The organism is Lysinibacillus sp. FSL W8-0992 (assembly GCF_038008685.1).
GTDB lineage: Bacteria > Bacillota > Bacilli > Bacillales_A > Planococcaceae > Lysinibacillus.
Genome location: NZ_JBBOZQ010000001.1, coordinates 3,768,674 through 3,790,482 on the forward strand (window position 1 = coordinate 3,768,674; position 21,809 = coordinate 3,790,482).

The 21,809-nt window shown below is 32.6% G+C and carries 20 protein-coding genes; 7 read left to right on the forward strand and 13 right to left on the reverse strand.

All coding sequences use genetic code 11. The features are described from left to right. Positions 1-75: 75 nt before the first annotated feature. The 6 genes from NSQ74_RS18915 to NSQ74_RS18940 all read right to left on the reverse strand — a co-directional run bounded on the left by NSQ74_RS18915 (position 76) and on the right by NSQ74_RS18940 (position 9,494). A complete protein-coding gene (locus NSQ74_RS18915) occupies positions 76-1,197 on the reverse strand; it encodes an ABC transporter substrate-binding protein (protein ID WP_340825380.1) in 1,122 nt (373 codons plus the stop codon). A 377-nt stretch (positions 1,198-1,574) separates the two neighbouring features. Further along, the gene (locus NSQ74_RS18920; protein WP_340825381.1) at positions 1,575-1,748 is read right to left on the reverse strand and encodes a hypothetical protein; all 174 of its coding nucleotides are present in this window, start codon (positions 1,746-1,748) and stop codon (positions 1,575-1,577) included. A 24-nt stretch (positions 1,749-1,772) separates the two neighbouring features. Beyond that, positions 1,773-2,450, reverse strand: coding sequence for a hypothetical protein (locus tag NSQ74_RS18925; protein WP_340825382.1), 678 nt, complete (start codon positions 2,448-2,450; stop codon positions 1,773-1,775). A 396-nt stretch (positions 2,451-2,846) separates the two neighbouring features. After that, positions 2,847-4,142 carry an opine metallophore biosynthesis dehydrogenase gene (locus NSQ74_RS18930; RefSeq protein WP_340825383.1) on the reverse strand — a complete coding sequence of 432 codons (1,296 nt, stop codon included), beginning with the start codon at positions 4,140-4,142 and terminating at the stop codon, positions 2,847-2,849. A gap of 23 nt (positions 4,143-4,165) precedes the next feature. Then, positions 4,166-4,960, reverse strand: coding sequence for a nicotianamine synthase family protein (locus NSQ74_RS18935; protein WP_340825385.1), 795 nt, complete (start codon positions 4,958-4,960; stop codon positions 4,166-4,168). 565 nt (positions 4,961-5,525) lie between these two features. After that, on the reverse strand, positions 5,526-9,494 hold the full coding sequence (locus NSQ74_RS18940) for an S-layer homology domain-containing protein (protein WP_340825387.1): 3,969 nt from the start codon (positions 9,492-9,494) through the stop codon (positions 5,526-5,528). 618 nt (positions 9,495-10,112) lie between these two features. Here NSQ74_RS18940 and NSQ74_RS18945 point away from each other — a divergent pair. The 3 genes from NSQ74_RS18945 to NSQ74_RS18955 all read left to right on the forward strand — a co-directional run bounded on the left by NSQ74_RS18945 (position 10,113) and on the right by NSQ74_RS18955 (position 12,003). Beyond that, positions 10,113-10,688: a LysE family translocator gene (locus NSQ74_RS18945; RefSeq protein WP_340825388.1), complete on the forward strand. Its 576-nt coding sequence runs from the start codon at positions 10,113-10,115 to the stop codon at positions 10,686-10,688. A 25-nt stretch (positions 10,689-10,713) separates the two neighbouring features. Beyond that, positions 10,714-11,490, forward strand: coding sequence for an AraC family transcriptional regulator (locus tag NSQ74_RS18950; RefSeq protein ID WP_340825389.1), 777 nt, complete (start codon positions 10,714-10,716; stop codon positions 11,488-11,490). Between the two features lie 105 nt (positions 11,491-11,595). Beyond that, positions 11,596-12,003 (forward strand): DUF2000 domain-containing protein, encoded by a 408-nt coding sequence (locus NSQ74_RS18955; RefSeq protein WP_340825391.1) that lies wholly within the window; start codon positions 11,596-11,598, stop codon positions 12,001-12,003. 333 nt (positions 12,004-12,336) lie between these two features. On the opposite strand, the gene NSQ74_RS18960 is transcribed toward NSQ74_RS18955, so the two are convergent. From NSQ74_RS18960 to NSQ74_RS18970, 3 genes are all read right to left on the reverse strand, one after another. Further along, on the reverse strand, positions 12,337-12,567 hold the full coding sequence (locus tag NSQ74_RS18960; RefSeq protein ID WP_340825392.1) for a hypothetical protein: 231 nt from the start codon (positions 12,565-12,567) through the stop codon (positions 12,337-12,339). A 24-nt stretch (positions 12,568-12,591) separates the two neighbouring features. After that, a complete protein-coding gene (locus NSQ74_RS18965) occupies positions 12,592-13,056 on the reverse strand; it encodes a hypothetical protein (RefSeq protein WP_340825394.1) in 465 nt (154 codons plus the stop codon). 678 nt (positions 13,057-13,734) lie between these two features. Beyond that, complete coding sequence (locus NSQ74_RS18970; protein ID WP_340825396.1) at positions 13,735-14,097, reverse strand: hypothetical protein; 363 nt, start codon at positions 14,095-14,097, stop codon at positions 13,735-13,737. A 387-nt stretch (positions 14,098-14,484) separates the two neighbouring features. Here NSQ74_RS18970 and NSQ74_RS18975 point away from each other — a divergent pair, with 387 nt between their 5' ends. After that, positions 14,485-15,774 (forward strand): hypothetical protein, encoded by a 1,290-nt coding sequence (locus NSQ74_RS18975; protein WP_340825398.1) that lies wholly within the window; start codon positions 14,485-14,487, stop codon positions 15,772-15,774. A gap of 149 nt (positions 15,775-15,923) precedes the next feature. Here NSQ74_RS18975 and NSQ74_RS18980 read toward each other — a convergent pair whose 3' ends face one another. From NSQ74_RS18980 to NSQ74_RS18990, 3 genes are all read right to left on the reverse strand, one after another. Continuing rightward, positions 15,924-16,307, reverse strand: coding sequence for a HicB family protein (locus NSQ74_RS18980; protein WP_340825400.1), 384 nt, complete (start codon positions 16,305-16,307; stop codon positions 15,924-15,926). 50 nt (positions 16,308-16,357) lie between these two features. Then, entirely contained in the window at positions 16,358-16,531 is a 174-nt protein-coding gene (locus NSQ74_RS18985) for a type II toxin-antitoxin system HicA family toxin (RefSeq protein WP_340825402.1), read from the reverse strand. A 248-nt stretch (positions 16,532-16,779) separates the two neighbouring features. Continuing rightward, positions 16,780-17,514 (reverse strand): hypothetical protein, encoded by a 735-nt coding sequence (locus NSQ74_RS18990; protein WP_340825404.1) that lies wholly within the window; start codon positions 17,512-17,514, stop codon positions 16,780-16,782. Positions 17,515-17,769: 255 nt separating this feature from the next. Between NSQ74_RS18990 and NSQ74_RS18995 the strand changes: the two genes are divergently transcribed. Further along, positions 17,770-18,537: an Ltp family lipoprotein gene (locus tag NSQ74_RS18995; protein ID WP_340825405.1), complete on the forward strand. Its 768-nt coding sequence runs from the start codon at positions 17,770-17,772 to the stop codon at positions 18,535-18,537. Between the two features lie 323 nt (positions 18,538-18,860). On the opposite strand, the gene NSQ74_RS19000 is transcribed toward NSQ74_RS18995, so the two are convergent. Then, positions 18,861-19,601 (reverse strand): hypothetical protein, encoded by a 741-nt coding sequence (locus NSQ74_RS19000; protein ID WP_340825407.1) that lies wholly within the window; start codon positions 19,599-19,601, stop codon positions 18,861-18,863. Between the two features lie 376 nt (positions 19,602-19,977). On the opposite strand from NSQ74_RS19000, the gene NSQ74_RS19005 reads away from it, so the two are divergent. Both NSQ74_RS19005 and NSQ74_RS19010 read left to right on the forward strand, forming a co-directional pair. Further along, the gene (locus tag NSQ74_RS19005; RefSeq protein ID WP_340825409.1) at positions 19,978-20,640 is read left to right on the forward strand and encodes a CatB-related O-acetyltransferase; all 663 of its coding nucleotides are present in this window, start codon (positions 19,978-19,980) and stop codon (positions 20,638-20,640) included. Between the two features lie 335 nt (positions 20,641-20,975). Continuing rightward, the gene (locus tag NSQ74_RS19010) at positions 20,976-21,791 is read left to right on the forward strand and encodes a hypothetical protein (RefSeq protein WP_340825411.1); all 816 of its coding nucleotides are present in this window, start codon (positions 20,976-20,978) and stop codon (positions 21,789-21,791) included. Positions 21,792-21,809 lie beyond the last annotated feature (18 nt).

Genomic DNA, 21,809 nt, shown 5'->3' on the forward strand with positions numbered 1-21,809 from the left:
CATCTCTAACCATTTTTACAACATTCATCACTAAAATGCGCACAGCAAGTAAAATCATTTTCACTTGGTATTCTCTTAATATTTTGCAGCTTCAGACGATGGATTTAAAATGTCTTTTACTTGTTCTTCTGTCACATCATAGTTGTAAAATTTAGCATAGTAATGTTGAATTTCTTCGGTCATATTATAGTCGAATATTTCTGGATGATTGTGCTGTGCCATCCATTTTAACATAAGTGGTGCATCTCCATTTGGTGGATACCAGCGATAAATACCTAGCGGCACTTTATACACTTGTTTATTTTTTACTGCTTTTAGCTGACTCCAATCTTGGCCATCAATCGTATTATTGAATAAGTCTTCTGGCTGTGTTTCAGTAAAGTTAGTTATATAGATAATATCTGGATCCCAGTTATATATTTGTTCCATATTGACTGCTTTAATACCTTGTACATCCGCTTCTGCAACATCTATACCACCCGTAGCTTTTATCCATCGATTGCCATGCATATTCGAGCCCGCTACCGATATTTCTTTTTCGTTATGATATTGAAGAATCATAACTTTAGGCATATCTTCTTTTTGTACATTGGCTAGTTTATCTTTAATTTCTTGTTGATTCTTTTTACCTTCTTGAATGATTTGTTCAGGGCGATCTGTTGTCCCTGTGATTTCACCCGTTAATGTTAACCAACGATTTAAAATTTCTAATGGATCATCAGAATCTGCTGTTGCTTGGAGTGCAACTGTTGGAACCCCTGCTTCTTCTAATTTATTAATTGATTTTTCATCCGATGCAATCTCAAAATAGACTTCAGGATTCACTTTCATCAATTCTTCAATATTCACTTCCCCATTTTGAATAAAGGATGTATCTGCTTTCAATATATCAGGTGAAATATCTTTTAAGATTGAATGAGACGCTGCATTATAAGAGTTGGGATGCATACCAACGATTTCTTTTGTCGAATTCGTTGCTATATACCATGTTGAGAAATATGGTAGGATGCCTCCTACTACAACACGGTCAGGATTCATTGGGATTGTTACTTTTCGATTTAGTTCGTCCTTAATAATTGCCTCTTCTTTCGTTTCCATTGTTTCATTTGATGCAGATTTATTTGCATTGTCTGACTGATTACAGCCGACTAATAACGCAGAAAGGGCTATAGCTGATAATGGGTATTTCCAATTCATTTGTTTACACTCCTATAATATTATATTCAACATAATTGATAATGATTATCAATATCATTAAAATACTCTACAGGATGCATGTTCCAGAAGTCAACATTTTTCGACATATAACTTAGAAATTTACACGGTCTGATTTGAATATTTGTACAAAAATGACGACATTTTCGACTTTTTTCTTGTACTACACTTGATTTTAATTACATTGTGTAGATTTCACTCAGTAACAGTTGCAAGATTAGGAAGCGTCACAACTTTGTTGCAACAATGAAAATATAGATGTAATCACATTTCTAAAAACGTGGATGCACTTGTAAAGCATAGAAAAAAACGGTTGCCAAGATAGTTCTCCTCTTGCCAACCGTTTCTATTTTAAAACACTATTTTCTATTATTTAAAGTTACAACAACCATAAAAACAATCAGCATTAAATAGACTGTCACCGGAACCCATTCATCTTGTTTCTTCCAAATCACTAAATATCCCAAATATAAACTGATTATATTTATAGGAATGCAAAAAAATATAAATATAAATAGGCGCTGTTTTTTCATTACTACACCCTCCTCAATTCCTTATCATTGAGGCGTAATATTATAAATGGTTGCCCAAGTCATATCTACAATAACACCACTACCTTTATTATTAGCATTTAAACGCTCCGAAAGTAGCCAGAAGTAACCAGATGTCAAACCAGGAATAGCACTAACAGCAACTAAAGGAGGAAACCAAACCCCAAGAACATTAAGACTCACTGCAGTAATAGCACCACCTGCTGCTAATGTACCTGCTTGCGAACTCACTTTAGCAGTATCACAACTATTTAATTTTGTTTTATAACCCCACCAGAAATATTCTGGTGATGTAGTTATACCTTTACACCTTGCAAATCGCATATGTGTATTGCTTTGATATTCATGATTATTATTTGCTAGATTTTGAATAGTTAAATCTGACGATACACTAATCGCATTGATTTTGACCTGCTGATTTAAAAAAATAAAATACTCTTGTTGACCTTTAATTAATATAGAATCAATTCCAGCTTCACTTGCATCGTTTTCATTAAGAACTAAAAAACCATCTTCAACTTGTATGTAAGGCTCTAATGATAAAATATCTTCAAAAGTATATTTTTCAAATTCCTTAATATTCCCATTTTCTATTATTGAAGGCTCATAACTTTGAGCCAATGTTGTCGTAACAGTAGGAAGTAAAAAAATTGATATTAATACAAAAATGAATATTTTACGCAATTTCAATTCCTCCATTCTTGTAAAAAAATTCAGAAAATATATTTTCTATAAATAGTATAAAATTGTTTACAGCATAAGAAAAGTTCATTTTTTCGAAAATTACGTTAAAGGAACACATTCTATATTTTAAAATATTTTACATTAAAATATTGTGTATTTTGTTAAAAGTAATTAATTAAAAGCAACGGTAACTTGTAACTTATTAAGTATTCATCCTGTCGTAATAAAAATGGTTTGTTACTCTTTCATCCCACTATTAGGTTCCTTAAAGGATTATTAGCATTACATGTAATTTAATATTAAAAGCACCTTTTTATAATTCAATACATAAAAAACCAGGTATTCATTTTTATGAGCACCTGGTTTAAATGTGTATTTAGCACATTATGTTGTTATTTAATTTGGATTAATCTCCTTATAAATCATCTCGATTTCTTGTGAAAAAGATTTTACTTGGAAGGCTTCTGAATAAAGTTTATCCTCAGAAGATGCCACTACTTGTTGCAGTTTTTCTTCATAGGTTTGTACAAAATGATCAAGTGTTGGAGTTTTTAAATTTAGTGCATTCGCAATCCCTTGGATGATTTTCACACGATAATAATCCTCTTTTGGCATTCTAGGAATATCCCATTCTCCGTCGTGATTTATAAAAATTCCTCTAAGAGGAACTGCTGAAAAATCAAAGTATCTTCCTTCTTCATTTGGTATAGAAAATGGATCAATTAATAAGGAAGCATAACGAATATAGAGCAGATATTCTTGATGGATGGGCTCAAGATGATTAAAATTTTCTATATCTTGTCTGTCTATGCTTTTTGGGTGTAATGGATAATTATCATCTACCATAAACTGTAATAGATTAAGCGGTTGAATATTGAAGTGTTTCACAATTTCCATCATTTCTTTCCAATAATTTAATAAATACCGAATCGTTGTATAAGTAATGGGACCTTCAGGATAAAGTTTATAAACATACTTCGTTACGGTATTCGCATCAAATATTGCTTTTAATGAAAAATTATTCATAAATAAAGGAGGATGGACGTACAAAGAAATATTTCTTGTCTCTGCTTCAAGAGGAGATGCTAATTTTTTTAATTGAATCCCTAAATGACGAAACAGGTTAGTTAAATCAGCTACTCTATTCGATATTGAGTAAGTTGATCCAATATAAACTGTTTTTTTTACGCCTGTTGTCAATACTTCATTTGATGGCATACTACCTAACCATCTAGTATCCCCGTAATATGTTGAAAAGCTAATTACCTCAGCCTGAGGTGATAGATTATTTAATAAATTTGAAATTAAATGACTAGAGCCAAATGTAGGCGAAATTAATATAAAACAGCTAGCATTCTTCAACACGGTAGAATCGATTTGCGCTAATACTGATAAATACGAATCTGTTGTAATGCTAAGCACAATAGTATCCCAATTACCAGATACTGAATGATAACCTTTAAATAAAGCATCAATTGTACATTCTCCTGCAACAGACTGATGTTGTTTATTTTGTACATATACATTAAGTGCAAGTTGATGTTGTATGACGTTTTCAAAGAAAGCCTTGGAGCGTAAAGATTCTCGACCAGCAATAGCTACTTTACTATTAAAATAATTTTTGAAATTTACAGCTAGTTGAATTGCTGTTGGCCCAGTTCCTAGCAATAAAACGTTACTAAAATCAGTCATTGCCATCTCCTCGTCCATATATGTCATTGTACTTTTTGATACAAAATAACATCAAATACACTTTGAGGATGTATAATTTCCTCAACTATATGCCATTTCGTTTCGTCTACTTTTTGCATGGGATAATTAAAAAGAGACTTTAACCCATTACCATAACGCATCGCAATTAGCACATCTTTATTAGTTAAATCATATAATTGATCTAATATGGCATATTTATTGCTAACAGTTGAACTAAATATAATATGACTAATCTGTTTTATAACTGTTAGTTCCCCTACTGTCTTCTTATCAATTTGAATTGATAAATGTCTTCCTAATATATTTACTACATGTCTTCCCAACCGAACCGCTTCATCATCAATATCAATTCCAAAAACTTCTGCGCCAGTTCGTTCCGCAACCATTAATAATGTTAAAGGGAAAGCCCCAGAACCTACCATGAGTATTTTCGACTGACTGTTAATGTGAAAATCCCCAAACTCCTTTTCAATGCAGTCCTCTATATTACGAAAATAATCAGTTATCTCCTCGTTTTCTAATCCCAATACTAAAGCTCGATATTTTTCTACGATTTGGATACAAACAGAAGAATTATTTCTGAGATTTTCAATTAATGCTATGATTTCAATCGATAGCTTTAGATGATTCCAATATTTTTCGTTGTCACGATTTGTAATAAAAGAAGAATAATTATCGATTAGCTCACACAACTCTAAATACTCAACTTTGAGATGGTTATTGTGTTGATTGATTATTAACTTAAATTTTTTATCAAAGTAATGTAATTTCTTTAAAAACAAATCTACATCCTTCACTTGCCCCACTCCTATGTTTGAGGATTAAAGTTCAATATATGCCGTTTCTTTTAATACTATTTCATCGCTTCCTTGGATATGTTTCCTTTCACAATAAAAACGAGCCATAAATATTGCCGCTTCGGTAGTAAAACTAGCGGTTTATATAAATTAGTAAAATTAAATTAAGTTTTACTTAAATGAAAGATGTAGTATTTTTTCAATATTAATTCACTTACATACCTAGTGGAGGTTGCTAATACACAGTCTATTTTGAAAGCATCCATGAAATTAGGAGCTATATCAAAAATGGCAAAAGCATTTGCATTTACTTTTTCACGCGGAATATAGAGGGTAGTTGAAGAGGCTAGAGATATGCTACAAAAAGAAGATAACTAGAAAGTTTGAAAAAGATAAAAAATGCAATTCAAGTTCAACTTGAATTGCATTTTCTCACGATTGGATGAGGCAATGTACTAAGACTACAAAATGCCCATAGCTTCACAAGCAAGCCTAATTACCTCACCCAACTTTATGAAAGAGTTTTTGGGATAGTAATAGTACCTAACTTTAATTTATTAAGCGTTTAAATTAAATTTACTAACTCTAGTGAACGTTTTAATATTTTCGCCATTTGTGCACGTGTTAAATTACTTTGTGGGTTTAAATAGCCATTAGACCCTGTCATAATGTCTAATGCTTGTAATTCGGATACTGCTTGCTTCGCGTAGTCAAATACTTTATTAGCATCTTTGTACGTTAAAGCATTTTTATCAACTGTTACTTTATAGCCTTTGTATTCAAGCATACGCAATATAATTGCTGCTGCTTGCTGACGTGTAATATTTGCATTTGGGTTAAATGTTGTGGCATTGACACCTTTTACAATACCAATCTCTGCAAGTGCCTGTACCTCTTTTTCATACCATTTGCCTTTCACATCCGTAAACGCAGTTGCTTTATTGGATGAAATATTTAAAGCACGAGCTATCATCACTGCAAATTGCGCACGCGTGATGTTTCTATTTGGACTATATGTTGTGGCTGATGTACCTGTTGTAATGCCAGCTGCATATAAAGCTAAAATTTCATCCTTACTGAATACATTGTCGATATCTGTAAATGGATTTTCAACAATAGCATCATTTACAATATTTGTATCTTCTTCTACGATCGTTGCTTCTCCCTCTAAAGCTGGGACATTAAACGTAAAGAATAATGTGTACGCCCCATAGCCTAAGCTTCCTGAATCGACAAATATTTTCGTTACGCCATTTTGATCTTGCACTAATGGTAAACGAACTACGCGTACTTGATCCAATTTTTCACCTGTAGAACTAATTATCTCGATATCTTGTTGCTTACCTTCTGCATCAATATAAGCAAGTGTTTCGAAACCATACGCCTTACCGATTAGTGTCATTTCGATATAACGTTTATCATCAATTGTCACTAATTCAGCTTTCGTGAAGTATGGTGCTAGGTAGTTCGTAATAAAATCAGGTATTTTACCATTTGGATCAGCTTCCATTTTATATGTGATTGGCTGGCGAGTAATCTTTTCATTTGTTATTGTCTTCGTTGCAGTTACATTTGAGGTAATTGTCTTATTAGCAGTTACCGCTTCAAATACAAGGTTATCAAGTGTCTCCATTTCAAATGAAAGTGTAGCCGTTTTTTCATTTGCTATAGGGACTAATGATGCTGCTTTATTTGACCATTTTGCAATTTCTTTACCATTCTGTTTCACAATAAATTGTTGCAAATTGTTACCTGTATTCAATGTAAGCGTCACTTTATATTTGTTATCTTCAAATACAGTGTTTGCTTTTTGTAAGAATGCTATTAGTTCTTTTGCATTCTGTTGAATCTCAAATTTCACTGCGCCCTCTTGAATAAAGTTACCTACCGTTTGGTCTAGCTTTGTTTCATCTTTAGGTAAATCTTTTTTCATCTGAGGAATTGGAATAATTGGGCCACTTGTAATTGGGAAGGTTGTACTATCACTTATTTTCGAAAGTGAAGATTCATGAAATTCTAAATAGATATGATAGTCATGATGATAGTTCAAATCCTCAATATCTACTTTTACCCATGCATTATAACGCCCAGATATGCTTGGTAATGCAAATTGAACTATTCGGATATCATTTGTATCAGTAATTGTAGTAGGTGTTACGCCATTCACTGTAAAGTCAGTAATCCACGAACTATTTTTTAATGTTAATTGAACTTGGTATGAAGAACCATTTCTCACGACATACGCTGGTTTAATAACATACTGGTCCATCATTGAAGTACCCGAACCTGATCCCTTTATGAATGTATAGTCCACTGTATACAGCCCATTAGTTGATTGCATTGCACCACCACTAGGGAATGCTCCGGCATTCGGAACATTTGCATTATCATTAACTTTTGGAAGTGATGCTTCATCAATCTTAGTAGCTATTACGTTTGCTGTGATCGTTTTATTATTCGTTACTGCTTCAAAAACAAGGTTCTCTAATGTGTCTATTTCAAATGAAAGTGTAGAAGATTTTGTATTTGCAAAAAATACTAATGAAGCTACTTTTGGATTGGACCATTTTGCAATTTCTTTACCATTTTGTTTCACAACAAATTCTCGCAAGTTTTTTCCAGTATTTAAAGCAAGTGTCACTTTATATTTGTTATCTTGAAATACGGTACTTGCTTTTTCTATAAATGTTGTGATCTCTTTTGCATTTTGTGGAATTTCAAATCGAACTTGTCCTTCTTGAGTAAAGTTCTCTGTATCCCCTTCTATCGTAGTTGTCCCATTACTTGTTGTTTGTTCAGAGTTTCCAGTGCTAGAGTTGGAATTGCCATCGGTATTTGAATTATTATTGTTCTCCCCAGAACCTGATTCACTGCCTTTGGTATTTCCTTCTGAACAACCCTTCGTTTGTTCTGCTTGTTGAGACTGTTCTTTTACCTCAGTTTGATCTGTTTGCTGAGATTGTTCTTTTTCCTCAGTTTGTCCTGTTTGCTGAGATTGTTCTTTTTGCTCAGGTTGTTTTGTTTGCTGAGACTGTTCTTTTTGCTCAGTTTGGCCATTTTGCTGAGACTGTTCTTTTTGCTCAGTTTGTTTTGTTTGTTGAGACTGTTCTTTTTGCTCAGTTTGTTTTGTTTGTTGAGATTGTTCTTTTTGCTCAGTTTGTTTTGTTTGCTGAGACTGTTCTTTTTGCTCAGTTTGTTTTGTTTGCTGAGACTGTTCTTTTTGCTCAGTTTGTTTTGTTTGCTGAGATTGTTCTTTTTGCTCAGTTTGTTTTGTTTGCTGAGACTGTTCTTTTTGCTCAGTTTGGTCTGTTTGCTGAGATTGTTCTTTTTGCTCAGTTTGTCCTGTTTGCTGAGATTGTTCTTTTTGCTCAGGTTGTTTTGTTTGCTGAGACTGTTCTTTTTGCTCAGTTTGGCCATTTTGCTGAGACTGTTCTTTTTGCTCAGTTTGTTTTGTTTGTTGAGACTGTTCTTTTTGCTCAGTTTGTTTTGTTTGTTGAGATTGTTCTTTTTGCTCAGTTTGTTTTGTTTGCTGAGACTGTTCTTTTTGCTCAGTTTGTTTTGTTTGCTGAGACTGTTCTTTTTGCTCAGTTTGTTTTGTTTGCTGAGATTGTTCTTTTTGCTCAGTTTGTTTTGTTTGCTGAGACTGTTCTTTTTGCTCAGTTTGTTTTGTTTGTTGAGACTGTTCTTTTTGCTCAGGTTGTTTTGTTTCCTGAGATTGGTCTTTTTGCTCAGTTTGTTTTGTTTGCTGAGATTGTTCTTTTTGCTCAGTTTGGCCTGTTTGCTGAGATTGTTCTTTTTGTTCAGTTTGGCCTGTTTGTTGAGTTTGTTCTTTTACTTCAGTTTGTTCTTTTACTTCAGTTTGTTCTGTTTGCTCAGATTGTTCTTTTTGTTTAGGTTGTTTTGTTTGCTGAGTTTGTTCTTTTTGCCCAGTTTGGCCTGTTTGCTGAGACTGTTCTTTTACCTCAGTTTGTTTTGTTTGCTGTGATTGTTCTTTTACCTCAGTTTGTGGTGTTTCTTCACGAACCCGTTTGCTCTCCGTAACATTTGAAAGGGCTAGGTAAACAGTATACTTATTGTCGTAAAGGAAAGGTATAGGTTTTTCCCATTTAACGTATATATCAACCCATGCTCGGATGGGGTTATTATATTGGTCGATTGCGAATGTATATACTTCATTGCTATCTTTGTCTTTTTGTCTTTTAATAGCTTCCTTTAATTCCCCACCTGATTCAACTTTAAAACCCCTATACCAAGTTGAAAACCTTCCCGGTACCGTAATATCAACTGTATACTGACCATTTTGTTTTTTAATAGCAGCTTCTGTTTTTACATAGCCACTCTTAACCATAACTGAAGTTTCTCCCGTTACGCAACCAGTTTTTGGATCAGCTTTTAAAACATTTAAACTGGCTGAGTAGTCAATTGTGCGACTAGCGTCGGTATTCTCTTCCGCCTTTACTTCCATGCCAAGGTAAGGTAATACTGCACCAAAAATGAGCAATACCATTGCTACATATTGTATAAATTTCTTCATACCTACTCTGCCCTCCTGAATATTAAAATTATTTTCAATCACTAGGAATCCAGAATTTTTGATTAGTTAGACCTATCTTGAGCGTTTCTACCTCCTTTTAAAGCTTTTACTAGTACTACCCCTAAATGATTACCATTCTCAATTAAGAATAAAAGAAAACATCTATGGTTAATTTCATAAATGTTTAAAAGTATACAACTTCCTCTAATTGATAATGATTCTCATTATAATTTTATTATATATTTCTCATTATTGTTGTCAAGAAAGTTAAAATATTTGGTTAGATATATTTTTGTGTCATAAATCGTCACTCAAATGTAATTAAAAAATCCATAAATCATGTAACTAGTTTAAATTTATTTCTATTATGCCTTCAATCATTACCTTAAATCTTTAGTAGAATTATGTAGGTACTAATACTTTCATGCATTCGAATAATCACTGTTACTCCATATATTTATTCCATTTTTTCTGTAGGTGAGCCTTCGTAAACTATTTTACATTTTCCATTAATCTTTAAGATTGTAGTGCTGTATTAAAGAATAAAAGCGCAATAACGTACTATATGTATTTTAGTATATATGATTATATGAGGATATCTTGAAAGGAGTGGTCCTCTTGAACATTACATCTTTTGTCTTTTACTGTTTCATTGTTACATTTACACCAGGGCCAACTAATATTGTTATATTATCTACTGTGCATAATTCTGGGACAAAAAAAGCAATGGAATATACTTATGGAGCAACGATTGCATTCGGTTTCTTACTTGCTATTTCTGCAATGTTAAATACGATATTGGCAACGATTATTCCAAAAATTTTAATTGTTATGCAGATCATTGGAAGCTTTTATATGTTGTATCTTGCTTATCAAGTTTATAAAATGGATTCATCAAAAACTAATGTAAACAAAACGGGTACCTTTATGTCAGGGTTCCTTACGCAGTTTTTAAATCCTAAAGTAGTGCTATTTACAATGACTGTCATTCCTACCTATATTATGCCCTATTATGTTTCAATACCTGCTGTTACAGTAGGTGTTCTCACTGTAACTGTTATTGGATTTTTAGCATTTATTACATGGGTACTTTTCGGTACAATCTTTAAGGAGTTTTTACAGAAGCATAAGAAAATAGTGAATTTATTGATGGCATTATTTTTACTTTATGCTGCAATCATGATATGGATATAGCTAAGCTATTTGAGAGGTGAATTACATGGATAAATTTATCTATAAAAAATCGGCAGGTATTACCGCTTTATCAGCAAGTATGACTGACTTTTCATATAAAAAGCACTCTCACAAAGAGTATGCAATCGGTGTTACATTACGTGGTATTCAACACTATAACTTAGAGGGCAGTTTACAATTGTCCTATCAAAACGGCATTATGATTTTTAATCCTGAACAGGTTCATGATGGAATGGCACATGACAAAACAGGTCTTGATTATATAATGCTATATATTGAGCCGGAATTGCTTTTAGAGGTTATTGAGAAAAAAGATTTCGTTCGTTTTTCAAACCCTATTGTTTATGATTATAGACTTCAATATAGAATAGTAAGTCTTGCTAATGCAATATTAAACGATAAAGATGAAGCATTATGTAGTGAATTACTATTATCTCTCACAGATAACCTTGTTGAGACTGATTTTTCTACAGAATGGAAGAAAGATGACACTCTAATAAATAAAGCAAAGGATATGCTTCATACCGACTCAGAAAAAATACCTAAACTTGATGAAATTTGTAGAGAACTTGAATTATCGAAATTTAAGTTTATTCGATCTTTCAAGGCTCACACTGGCATTTCACCATACCAATATTTTCTTAACTGTAAGATAGAACGTGCAAAGCAGCTAATAGAAAAAAATAGAGATATTTATTCAGTTGTCGCTGAATGTGGTTTTGTTGATTTAACCCATCTAAATAAACATTTTAAAGGTGTTTATGGAACGACAGCGTTTGAGTATTTTTCATATGTAAATTGAACGTATTATCTTTCCTATTAAGTATTTCGGATATCTCCGGTTTTAATTACTCGATGCATTAGGTGGGAGATAATTTTCATCATAAAAAAGAAAGGTGTTGAGTTCATGGAATTTAATACAAAAATTAAAATTGTTTTAAAAGATGACCTTGAAATGTGGCAAAAATTGAACGTAACAACATTCCTAATGAGTGGAATTGCGGGAACTCAAAACATTATTGGACAACCCTATTTAGATAAGGATAATGCTCAATATTTACCTATGTCACAGCAACCAGTTATGATCCATTCATCTAGTGGTGAACGTTTGAATGAGCTTTTACAAAAGGCTCTAACAAAAGATGTCGTTATTACAATTTACACTGAAGAATTGTTTAATACATATAATGACGAGGATAATCGTGCAATGGTCGCACAATTCAAGACGAATGAACTAAATCTTGTTGGAGTCGGAATACGAGGCAAGAAAAATCATGTAGATAAATTACTAAAAGGCTATGATTTGCATAAATAAAAGAAACTAGGTCTCAGTGACTCGGAAGATAAAGTTTTTAATTTCGATATGATTAGAGGCGCATGATGAAATAAAACGGTAGCCAATGCATTTTTCCACTGGCAACCGTTTATATTTTAATTAGCTATTTTCTATTTAAATATATAGCAACTATTAAAACAATCGTTGATAAGAAGTTTAAAAGCGGAATCTACTCATTCTGTTTCTTCCAAATACTTAAAAATTCAAAATATAAGGTCAATGCAATTATAGGAAAGAAAAAATATAAAAAGATTATGTTTTTTGATTTATTATAACACCTAGAACAATAGAACCTAGAGTCATTTAAGGTATTTACGGTATAGTTACCCATACTTTGTATCTACTTTCCCAGATTTCTGTATGAACTCTAAACTCTTTTATTTCTGCCAATCTAAATGCTAAAGAATATGCTATTTTATAATCTGGTGTATCATATCCATTATAAATTCTCCCATAAATCTCATTTGCTATTGAATCAGCCCACGTATCAGCCTCGTACATCGTATCAAAAATAACTTCTTCAACATTCCACTTAATTGTCATTTTCCCCACCCTTATCTTAAAGATTTAGTCCAGTGTACACGAAATCACAAGTTTATCGGAAGCTTTTGTGTTCATTGAGACAATTCCAAATTCTAATAGAATCCTATCACCTTTTTTAAGAATTCCACCACCTGGTTGACCTATAAACTGATAGTTTTTTAAATGGCCATGAAAATTATAGTCTGGAGCTTGAATATGTGTTTTATATGGAGGATTTATAGCGTAGAAATTAACCCTTGATCTATTTAAGGTTACTCTTACCTTTGGACCATATTTTATTCTAGCTTCTTCATTTATGACTAATCCCCATGCTATAGAGCGCTCATTAGTATTGGGATATTTAGTTGTTTGAACTGTTGCATATGTATCTCCTTTGTTTCCGTAATAATACTTTGTGCAACTTTCGTCTGCTGAAATTAGTGAAGCGAAGCAGAAAAACAAAAGAAAAGATAACAATAATGTATAGTTAATTACTCTCTTACTAATCATTATATATACCTCCTTTTTTCCACAAAAATTTATGATTTTTTTCTTGCCTTCTGAAGAAAAATACTGTGAATTTTCAAATGCTTCAGTTATTAAAATGCAGGCTGTACAATAAAAGACTGAATAAATTTCTCACTCATTTACCTCATAGTTGATTTCATATATTAATTCACATGAGCACACATCCTTTCAAATAAAAATAAATTATTTTATAAAAGGTAGTATAAAATGATATAACCAAAGAGAAAAGCATGAATTTTTTTAATACTTTGTGAACAAGTGGTGTTCCACCTATTTATTGATTTCTTACTAATGATTTGATTTTCTTTCTAATAGGGCACTTTCCATTGTTGCGGCATTAAAGAAAACAATAATCTTTCTTAACTTTGAAAGAAAATAGCTTTAAAGCGTCCAACTAGTAGCTGTATTGACTACGTAAAAAATATATTAAATTAAAAACGGTCGATAAAAAGGTATTAGCACAACCTTTTTATCGACTTTTCTTATGCTTCATCTAATTCAGATACAACTTTTTCATCGTCCGTGTTGTGCTCTCCCTGTATGGGGTGTTTGAATAGCTGTACATAAAATTGCCTCTCTGCCCTATGTCTAATTCAACGTTTCTACTTTTTTAATTCATTCCTCAGTTAGTCTATTTTAAAGACAATTTTTCTCTTAGTATTAATTTAACGGAATTGCTAATACATCTTGATTTGCGTTAGGAATTGGTTGAGGATAGAATTCAACGCTTTCTCCAGTAAATTGATTTATATACTTTTCTGCTTCTTTGTATTGTTGTCTTAATCGTTTTTCAAATTCTTGTAGTGTCATATCTTGGACGCTATTTAAAAATTTATCTTTGTTTTTTTCTGGAATATACATTCTTACCCCATATTCATTACTTAAGTTTTCTAATATTTTTTTGTAAGGTATGAGTAATAGGTCAGGATCGTTGTCATATGTTGACTCAGCACGATAATGAGAAGTTGAACAAAAAACAGAAACCATTAGACAAATCAGTGTTATATTTATTACCTTTTTCATTTCTGTCCTCTCCTTTATGTTCCTCTCTTTAGTTTTTATGTCAAACTTGAAGCTTATCGCCTTTTATATTTTCACTCGCAGAAACATAGGTGATTAAAATTAAGGAAATGATTAAACATAAAAAAGATATAAATCGTAACATTACAATTTTTTCCTTAACATTCCCCCTATATTCAGATTTACCTATATTAAAACATTAATAATGTAGTTTTCAACTTTAATATTTTACTTAAATTCTTGAAATATTTACGATTTAAAAATGGTAATTAATTCTTTTTTTATCGATTCTGATGCTATTCTACTTCAATCAAAATTTTTCAAATTCATCACCAACTTTTTTTCCCTTCATATTCTATAGCATCAGGACGAATTTTGAGGGGGAACTATATGGGGATTGAACTTACTGCTCTCCATTGGATTTATGTTGTTTTTATTGTCTTAATCATTGGCTTTATGGTTAAACGACGGGATACTACCCTCATTTGCATTTTGGGCATATTCCTACTTGCGATTGTCGCTACTGGTGATCTCACTTCTTCAATAAGTGGTGTTTTTAACAGCTTTATTTACGCTATTACCGAGCTGTTATCTACCATTCTAATTATTTCCATTATTGTTGCGATGAGTCGTGTATTAATGACATCAGGTATTAATGAGGTCATGGTTGCACCATTTACAAAAATTATTAAAACACCGACACTTGCCTATTGGACGATTGGTATTTTAATGATGATTATTTCTTGGTTTTTCTGGCCCTCTCCTGCTGTTGCACTATTAGGTGCTGTGCTTTTACCTGTAGCCATTCGTGCAGGATTACCAGCGTTAGGTGTAGCAATGGCAATGAATTTATTTGGTCACGGAATTGCACTTTCTAGTGATTTTGTTATTCAAGGGGCTCCGAAGCTAACTGCTGATGCTGCGGGTATTCCAGTTGGAGACGTTATATCAGCCAGCATTCCACTCGTAATTACGATGGGGCTTGTTACAACAATTGTGGCTTTTTACTTATTAAAACGTGATATGAAACGTGGGACACTTCATTTTAAGACAGCACACGAAACAACAGATGGTATAGAGCAAGTGAAAGATGAACATTTATTAACATCCGGACAAAAACGATTTTTTGCCATTCTAATTCCAATCACTTTTTTACTCGATGTTATCGCCATGTCTGTATTGAAATTACAAGGCGGTGATGCCACTGCCCTTATTGGTGGAACAGCTGTCTTTATTTTATTAGTGCTCTGTCTTGTGGCACACAAAAAACAAGGATTTGAGAAATCGACAAGTTATTTAATTCAAGGATTCCAATTTGGATTTAGAGTATTTGGACCCGTTATCCCAATAGCAGCCTTCTTTTATCTTGGTGACTCAGGATTTACCAAAATTATCGGTGACTTTCTCCCTGCCGCTTCACATGGTATTGTGAATGATCTAGGCGTCGGCTTAGCCGCTGTTGTACCCTTAACGAAGGAAATTGCGGTCATTACCCTTGCAATCGTAGGTGCCATTACAGGTTTAGATGGCTCTGGCTTCTCTGGCATTTCGTTAGCCGGTTCTGTAGGTAGTTTATTCGGCAATGCTATAGGCGGAGGTACAGCAACCCTAACCGCACTTGGACAAATTACTGGTATTTGGGTGGGTGGCGGTACACCGTCACAAATGGAAGACATATGATAAATGAGGCTTCTTATACAAGGCGTCAATTTAAGGCAAAACGCAAAGAGTTCGAATAAAATAAAAAAACGGCTTGAAATTATCAAGCCGAAAATAAAAAGAGAGAGGTTAAATTATTAGTTAATTTATTATGTTACTTTGTATATTTATTATACTAATTTATCTTTTAAAGCATCCGTTAAAGTTTGGGAAAAGTTTATACCTTGTTTCATACCTAAATCATTTAAATAGCTAGGAATAGTTAAAGTTTTTTTAACTGGTGTTAAATCTAAAGCTTTCTTATGTGCCTCTATATCAACATCTACAAGTGTTACAATATCTTCTTCTTTTGGAGTAAAAGAAACAGTATACGGTTTATTTATTGGTTCATCTGCGAAAGCTATGGCATTACCTATATAATCCCTTGCATATTCAATTGCTTCAGCGATAGTTTCCCCTTGTGTAATCCCTTCAATATCAGGAATTGTCACTAAGTGAAAGCCGTCTGCTGATAGGGGGGAAATAACCACAGGATATACTACAACATTTTTCATTTTCTACCTTCTTTCGTATCTATATTTAATGGGCTTGAAAGCCACCCCTTTTACAGTTTGTGCTTTCTGATTAGCCCTTTTGCTAAATCTTCATTAACTTCTCTATGCCTTGGGATTTGTTCTTTCTTGCCTGTTGGTGATACCCAAATATCATGTTTACCGCCATGGGTTAAGAATTTCCACCCTTTAGCCGTGAAGCGTTTCTCTAACTCTCTCTTTTTCATTTTTTAACCCCTTTCCTCTATACGTATATTATACGTATCGAAAAGAAAAGAATCAATGAATTTATACGTATTGTTTACGTATAACTAAAATATTATGCAGCACATGATTTATATATGAAATTGACAATTTCCCTTTATGTAACCTTTATTATCACAACCCAACGGATTCAACAATAAAGCCCAGGCTCAAATTCCGAGTCCCTGGGCTTTAAACTATATAAGCATCTATTTTCTACTATTTTAGCACGTTAATAAATCGGTTTTAATATACCGATAGGAAGCCAAGTACATTGGTCGTCATTAGCTTCCAGGTCTTCTTTTACACATAGAAATGCATTAATGGAATCACTTACTGAATAAACTATGCTACCTTTTGGCATCGCTTTTTCCGTTTTGGAACCTTCTAATGGATAGGTTTTCGCTTCAGATTCTTCCGTTACTTCATAACGAACACCGGCTTTTTTAAATTTTGTATCAAGAACTTTCATATCTGAACCAGGATAATGCTTTTCGCACTTCAAGCCATTTCCTGTGTCCCTACAATATCTCAACATTTGATCACCATTCATATCTGTGATGGATGTATCACGCCATTCCGTAAAGAGCTTGCCGTATTCTCCGCTATTACGATTGATATTGATATACGTTACATTTGCATAGAAAGATGCGCGAATTTTCATCGGTATCTCTTTAAAAACTACTAGATTTGTTGCTTGTACACGATATGGCCCCATTTGATAAAATGTTTTGCCATCATATTTTTCAATTTCATACGTTTTAAAATAATTATTACGCTTCACCACTAACGAATCAAATGTACCATCTTCATTTTTCTTATATATCTTAATATCTTTTGTAAAAGTCATTTTCCCCGTTTGGTCTTTATGCACCTCGGCTCCATCAAACCTAATAGCCTCTGATTTTGTTGGATTCACGATTACAAATACAAATGCTGCTAATAACACAATAAATAATTTTTTCATTATGCTCCTCCTACTCATTTTTGTAGCTCATTTCTTTGCCTACTAATATCGTATTATTTTATCAATAGAATACAATAACGTCAAAAATATAACAAAATTAACTCGTTTTTCCACAACTTTTCGTTGCCCATTCTTTAGCAAATATTTTAAAACCAATATCAATAATAGGCTTTAATAATATAAAATCGTTTATTTTTATATATACTTTTACCAATTTTACCAATAAAATAGTTAATAAGGAGCGTGGATATATTCATGGATAATTTATTTTTAATTGTAGCAATGTTAAGTTTTTTAGCTATTATAGTTTTTGCAATTATAGCTATTGTTCAATTTATTAAAAAGGATGTTTCAAAAGCTAAAAAGCAAATTAAGTTTACCGGAATATCAGTAGCGGTAATGATTGTATCCTTTATTGGTTTTGGCATCACAGCAGATCCAGTAGAAATAACAGAAAAAGAAGATACACAAAAACAAGTAGAAACTGTAGCGAAAGTGGAAGAAACGCCAGAAGAAAAAGCTGCCCGTGAGGCGAAGGAAGTAGAAGAAAAAGCGTTAGCAGAACAAAAAGCTAAAGAGAAAGCAGAAGCACAAGCTAAAGCAGATGCAGAGGCTAAAGCTAAGGCAGATGCAGAAGCTAAAGCTAAAGCAGAAGCGGAGGCTAAGGCTAAAGCAGAGGCCAAAGCTAAAGCAGAAGCTAAGGCAAAAGAGGCAAGTGTCCCACGTGAGCATAAGTCGGCGTTAAAAAAAGCAGAGCAATATGCTAAAACGATGCATATGTCAAAGGCAGGGATTTACGATCAATTAACATCGGAATATGGGGAGAATTTCCCGGCGGATGCTGCTCAATACGCTATAAATAATATTGTATTTGATTGGAAAGAAAATGCATTGAAAAAAGCAAAATCTTACGCAGATATGATGAATATGTCAAATTCGGCTATTTACGATCAATTAATATCTGAATACGGAGAAAAATTCACCAAAGAAGAAGCTCAATATGCTATTGATAATTTAGAATAAGCACAACCACATCTAACTGTGTAAGACACAATACAAGTCACTCACCCGAGTGGCTTTTTGTAATAAGGAGATGAATCATTGAGATATATTACTGGATTAATTGGACTTATTTTAGTCTTCTTCGGCAATTTATTAATGAGTATAACCGATAGTGACATAACCACAAATATAACTTTAAAGACATTTGGGTTTATTTATTTTATAATCGGATTAAAAATTTTATTTCCTAACTTAAACTTTTTAAAGAAAAATAATAACCAAGATGATGATTAAGCTATCTTGGTTATTTTAAAGCAACTCCTAAAGTTATTTAAAAGAAAGCTTTATTTATCTCCGACTAACTTTAATACATTATCAGGTAGCCAAACATAATAGTCTTTTTCCGTTACAAAGACTAATACATACCCGTTAATAATTAACCCACCTGTGACAAAAATGCTTCCCTTTTCATACATGACATCTGGTTGCGATTCTTTTAATGGATCGCGTTTTCCTATTGTATTTTCTATTAGCTCATAACGCTTTTCTTCTCCTAGTATCGTGTCAGCGATTTTAAGATCTGTACCAAGATAACGTCTACAAGAATCGTAAGTCCCATCATTAATGTCATCGCAATATTCCACTATTTGTCCATTTGGGGTATCCTTAAAATAAATAGACAAGGAGTCCTCTTTTCTGAAGTACCTTCCATAATTTCCATTCTCACGATTTATATTAATATACGATGGATTTTGATAGAAGGAAGCACGAATTTTTAATGGGACTTCTTTGAACACTACTAAATCTGTTGCTTGTACCCGATATTGCCCCATCTGATAAAAAGTTTTACCATCATATTTTTCAATATCATATGTTCTAAAGAAGTTATTTCGCTTTACTACTAACGAATCAAATGTGCCGTTTGGATTTTTCTTATATACCTTGATATCCTTTGTAAAAGTCATTTTCCCTGTTTGACCTTTGACAACTTCTGCTCCATCATGCATTACTTTTGCTTCTGTTATTGTCGGATGAATTACTGCTACTACTAATGCAGCTAACAACACCATAATTAATTTTTTCATTATTCTCCTCCTTCACAGCTTTATGTTAATCTCTATATATACTAATATTGTAGTATTTTATCAATAGCAATGCAGAATATCAAAAAAATAACAAAATTAACGCTTTTTTTCACAAAATATTTTCATCCATCTACCCTTGTCGTTAATTTTCTAAACGCTATTTCACGTTGTACTATTTGTAGAAGACTACAGAAGAAATAGTATTAACCTATACCTTTCATTGACACAATAATTATTTTAAGTTACTATTTCCTCATTAAATGTGAGAGGTTGAGGACGATGATCCGTCGTTTAAGAAAACTTAAAAACGTCGCTGTGCGATTAAGCTTCTAGGTAGATAAATTAAAACTAATTACTTAGAAGCGAGGTACACATAATGAACAATCAAAAATATAATCATTGGTCAGAAATTAAATATATTAAAGATTTAGTGACAAATCCGCTCATTGAAGTTGGAGACTATTCATACTACTCGGGTTATTATGGAAATCAAAATTTTGAGGACGGGTGTGTCAGATACCTTTGGGGTGACAATAAATCTCGTGAGTTATTTAATCCTATTAATGATTTTGGTTGGCATTTAGATAAACTGATTATCGGAAACTACGTTTGTATTGCAAGTGGTGTCATCATTTTAATGGGTGGTAATCATAATCACCATTCAGAATGGATAACAGTGTATCCTTTTACGGAACAAATAGAACGTTCTTATGAGCCAAAAGGAGATACTGTCATTAAAAGTGATGCCTGGATTGGAATGAACGCAATGATAATGCCTGGGGTTACTATCGGTGAGGGTGCAATTATTGCTGCAGAATCTGTTGTATTAAAAGATGTTCCGCCATATACGATTGTCGGAGGAAATCCAGCTAAAGAAATACGAAAACGTTTTTCAGATTTAGAAATAAATAAATTATTAGAAATGCGTTGGTTTGATTGGGAACGAGAGAAAATTGAAAAGGCTATTCCTTTGTTATCAAATGGTTCCATCGATCAATTGTATGATTTCTATTTAAATGAAGTCAAATCTACTAAATAGTGAGGTCTATCACACCGTAAGCGCGGAGTGACCACGTATTCCAAGTCGCTGACATTCGCTCCAATCAACAGTATAAAAAGTATCTAGAGTAAAACTACTTGGTACTTTTTTTCAATACGCTATAACTACATCTAAATTAGATATAGTTATAGCGTATTTCTAATTTTTAATTAAAAAACCAAATACTCTTTTAAAATGTCTATCTAACATGGCTCTATATTGAATAGAAAAATCTCGCATTATGAAATACCCTTTTTCTTCAATATTTTATTAATAAATACCTCTTTTAAACATCTAAAATATGGTATAATTTTTAATAAAAGGAGGTTTTATTAATGAAAAGACTATCATTACCTTTAGTTACAAGCAGTTTTCTTATATCAATGTTATTTACCCCCGTACTAACGGAAACTGTAAACGCTAAAGAAGTTGATCAGAAAGTAGAATCTACAGTTAAGTTTAATAAAAATCAAAAGAAAAAAGATAACACTAATGAAATGGAAGCTAAAAAAGTTGAGACTAAAATTGAATCAGCTAGTCAGTTAAAATCATATTTAAAAGAACAGTACCCAGAATTAATAACCGAAATTGTTACAGTAAAATTTGAATACAAGGTGATTGAAAATGATGATTTAAAATTGCCATATGATTATTTTATAAACTATCATTTGTCTCTTTCGCCGTGGGAATTAAATTTTGAATCTGCAATGAATAAACACTTAAGATCCATTAAATATCAAGATACTGCCAAAGAGGATGTAGCTAAAGCGAGACAACAGCTAAATGATTTTATAGAAACAATGGCTAAAGATGTAATAGAAAAAATGCCAAACAAAAAAATACTAGGGCAAAATTACGAGGATTGGTATACATACCCTAATATAAAAATAGGTTTGCAGTCATTAAAACAATATAGCTGGACTAATTATGAACCACTTAGTATGAATCATGTTTGGGTTGAACGACCAGAAGATTATGATAATATAATGCGGCCAAGCCGTGATCCGTCTTCCCCAACAGTAATTCAATATGATCGTGAAGAACAAGAAAGATACAACTATACTATTGATTATTTTCTTCTAAAATATAATGACTTCAAAATTACTGAATTTGGTTGGAGGAAATTTTTAGATGGCTATAATAAATATTAATAGTTTAGTTATTAATTA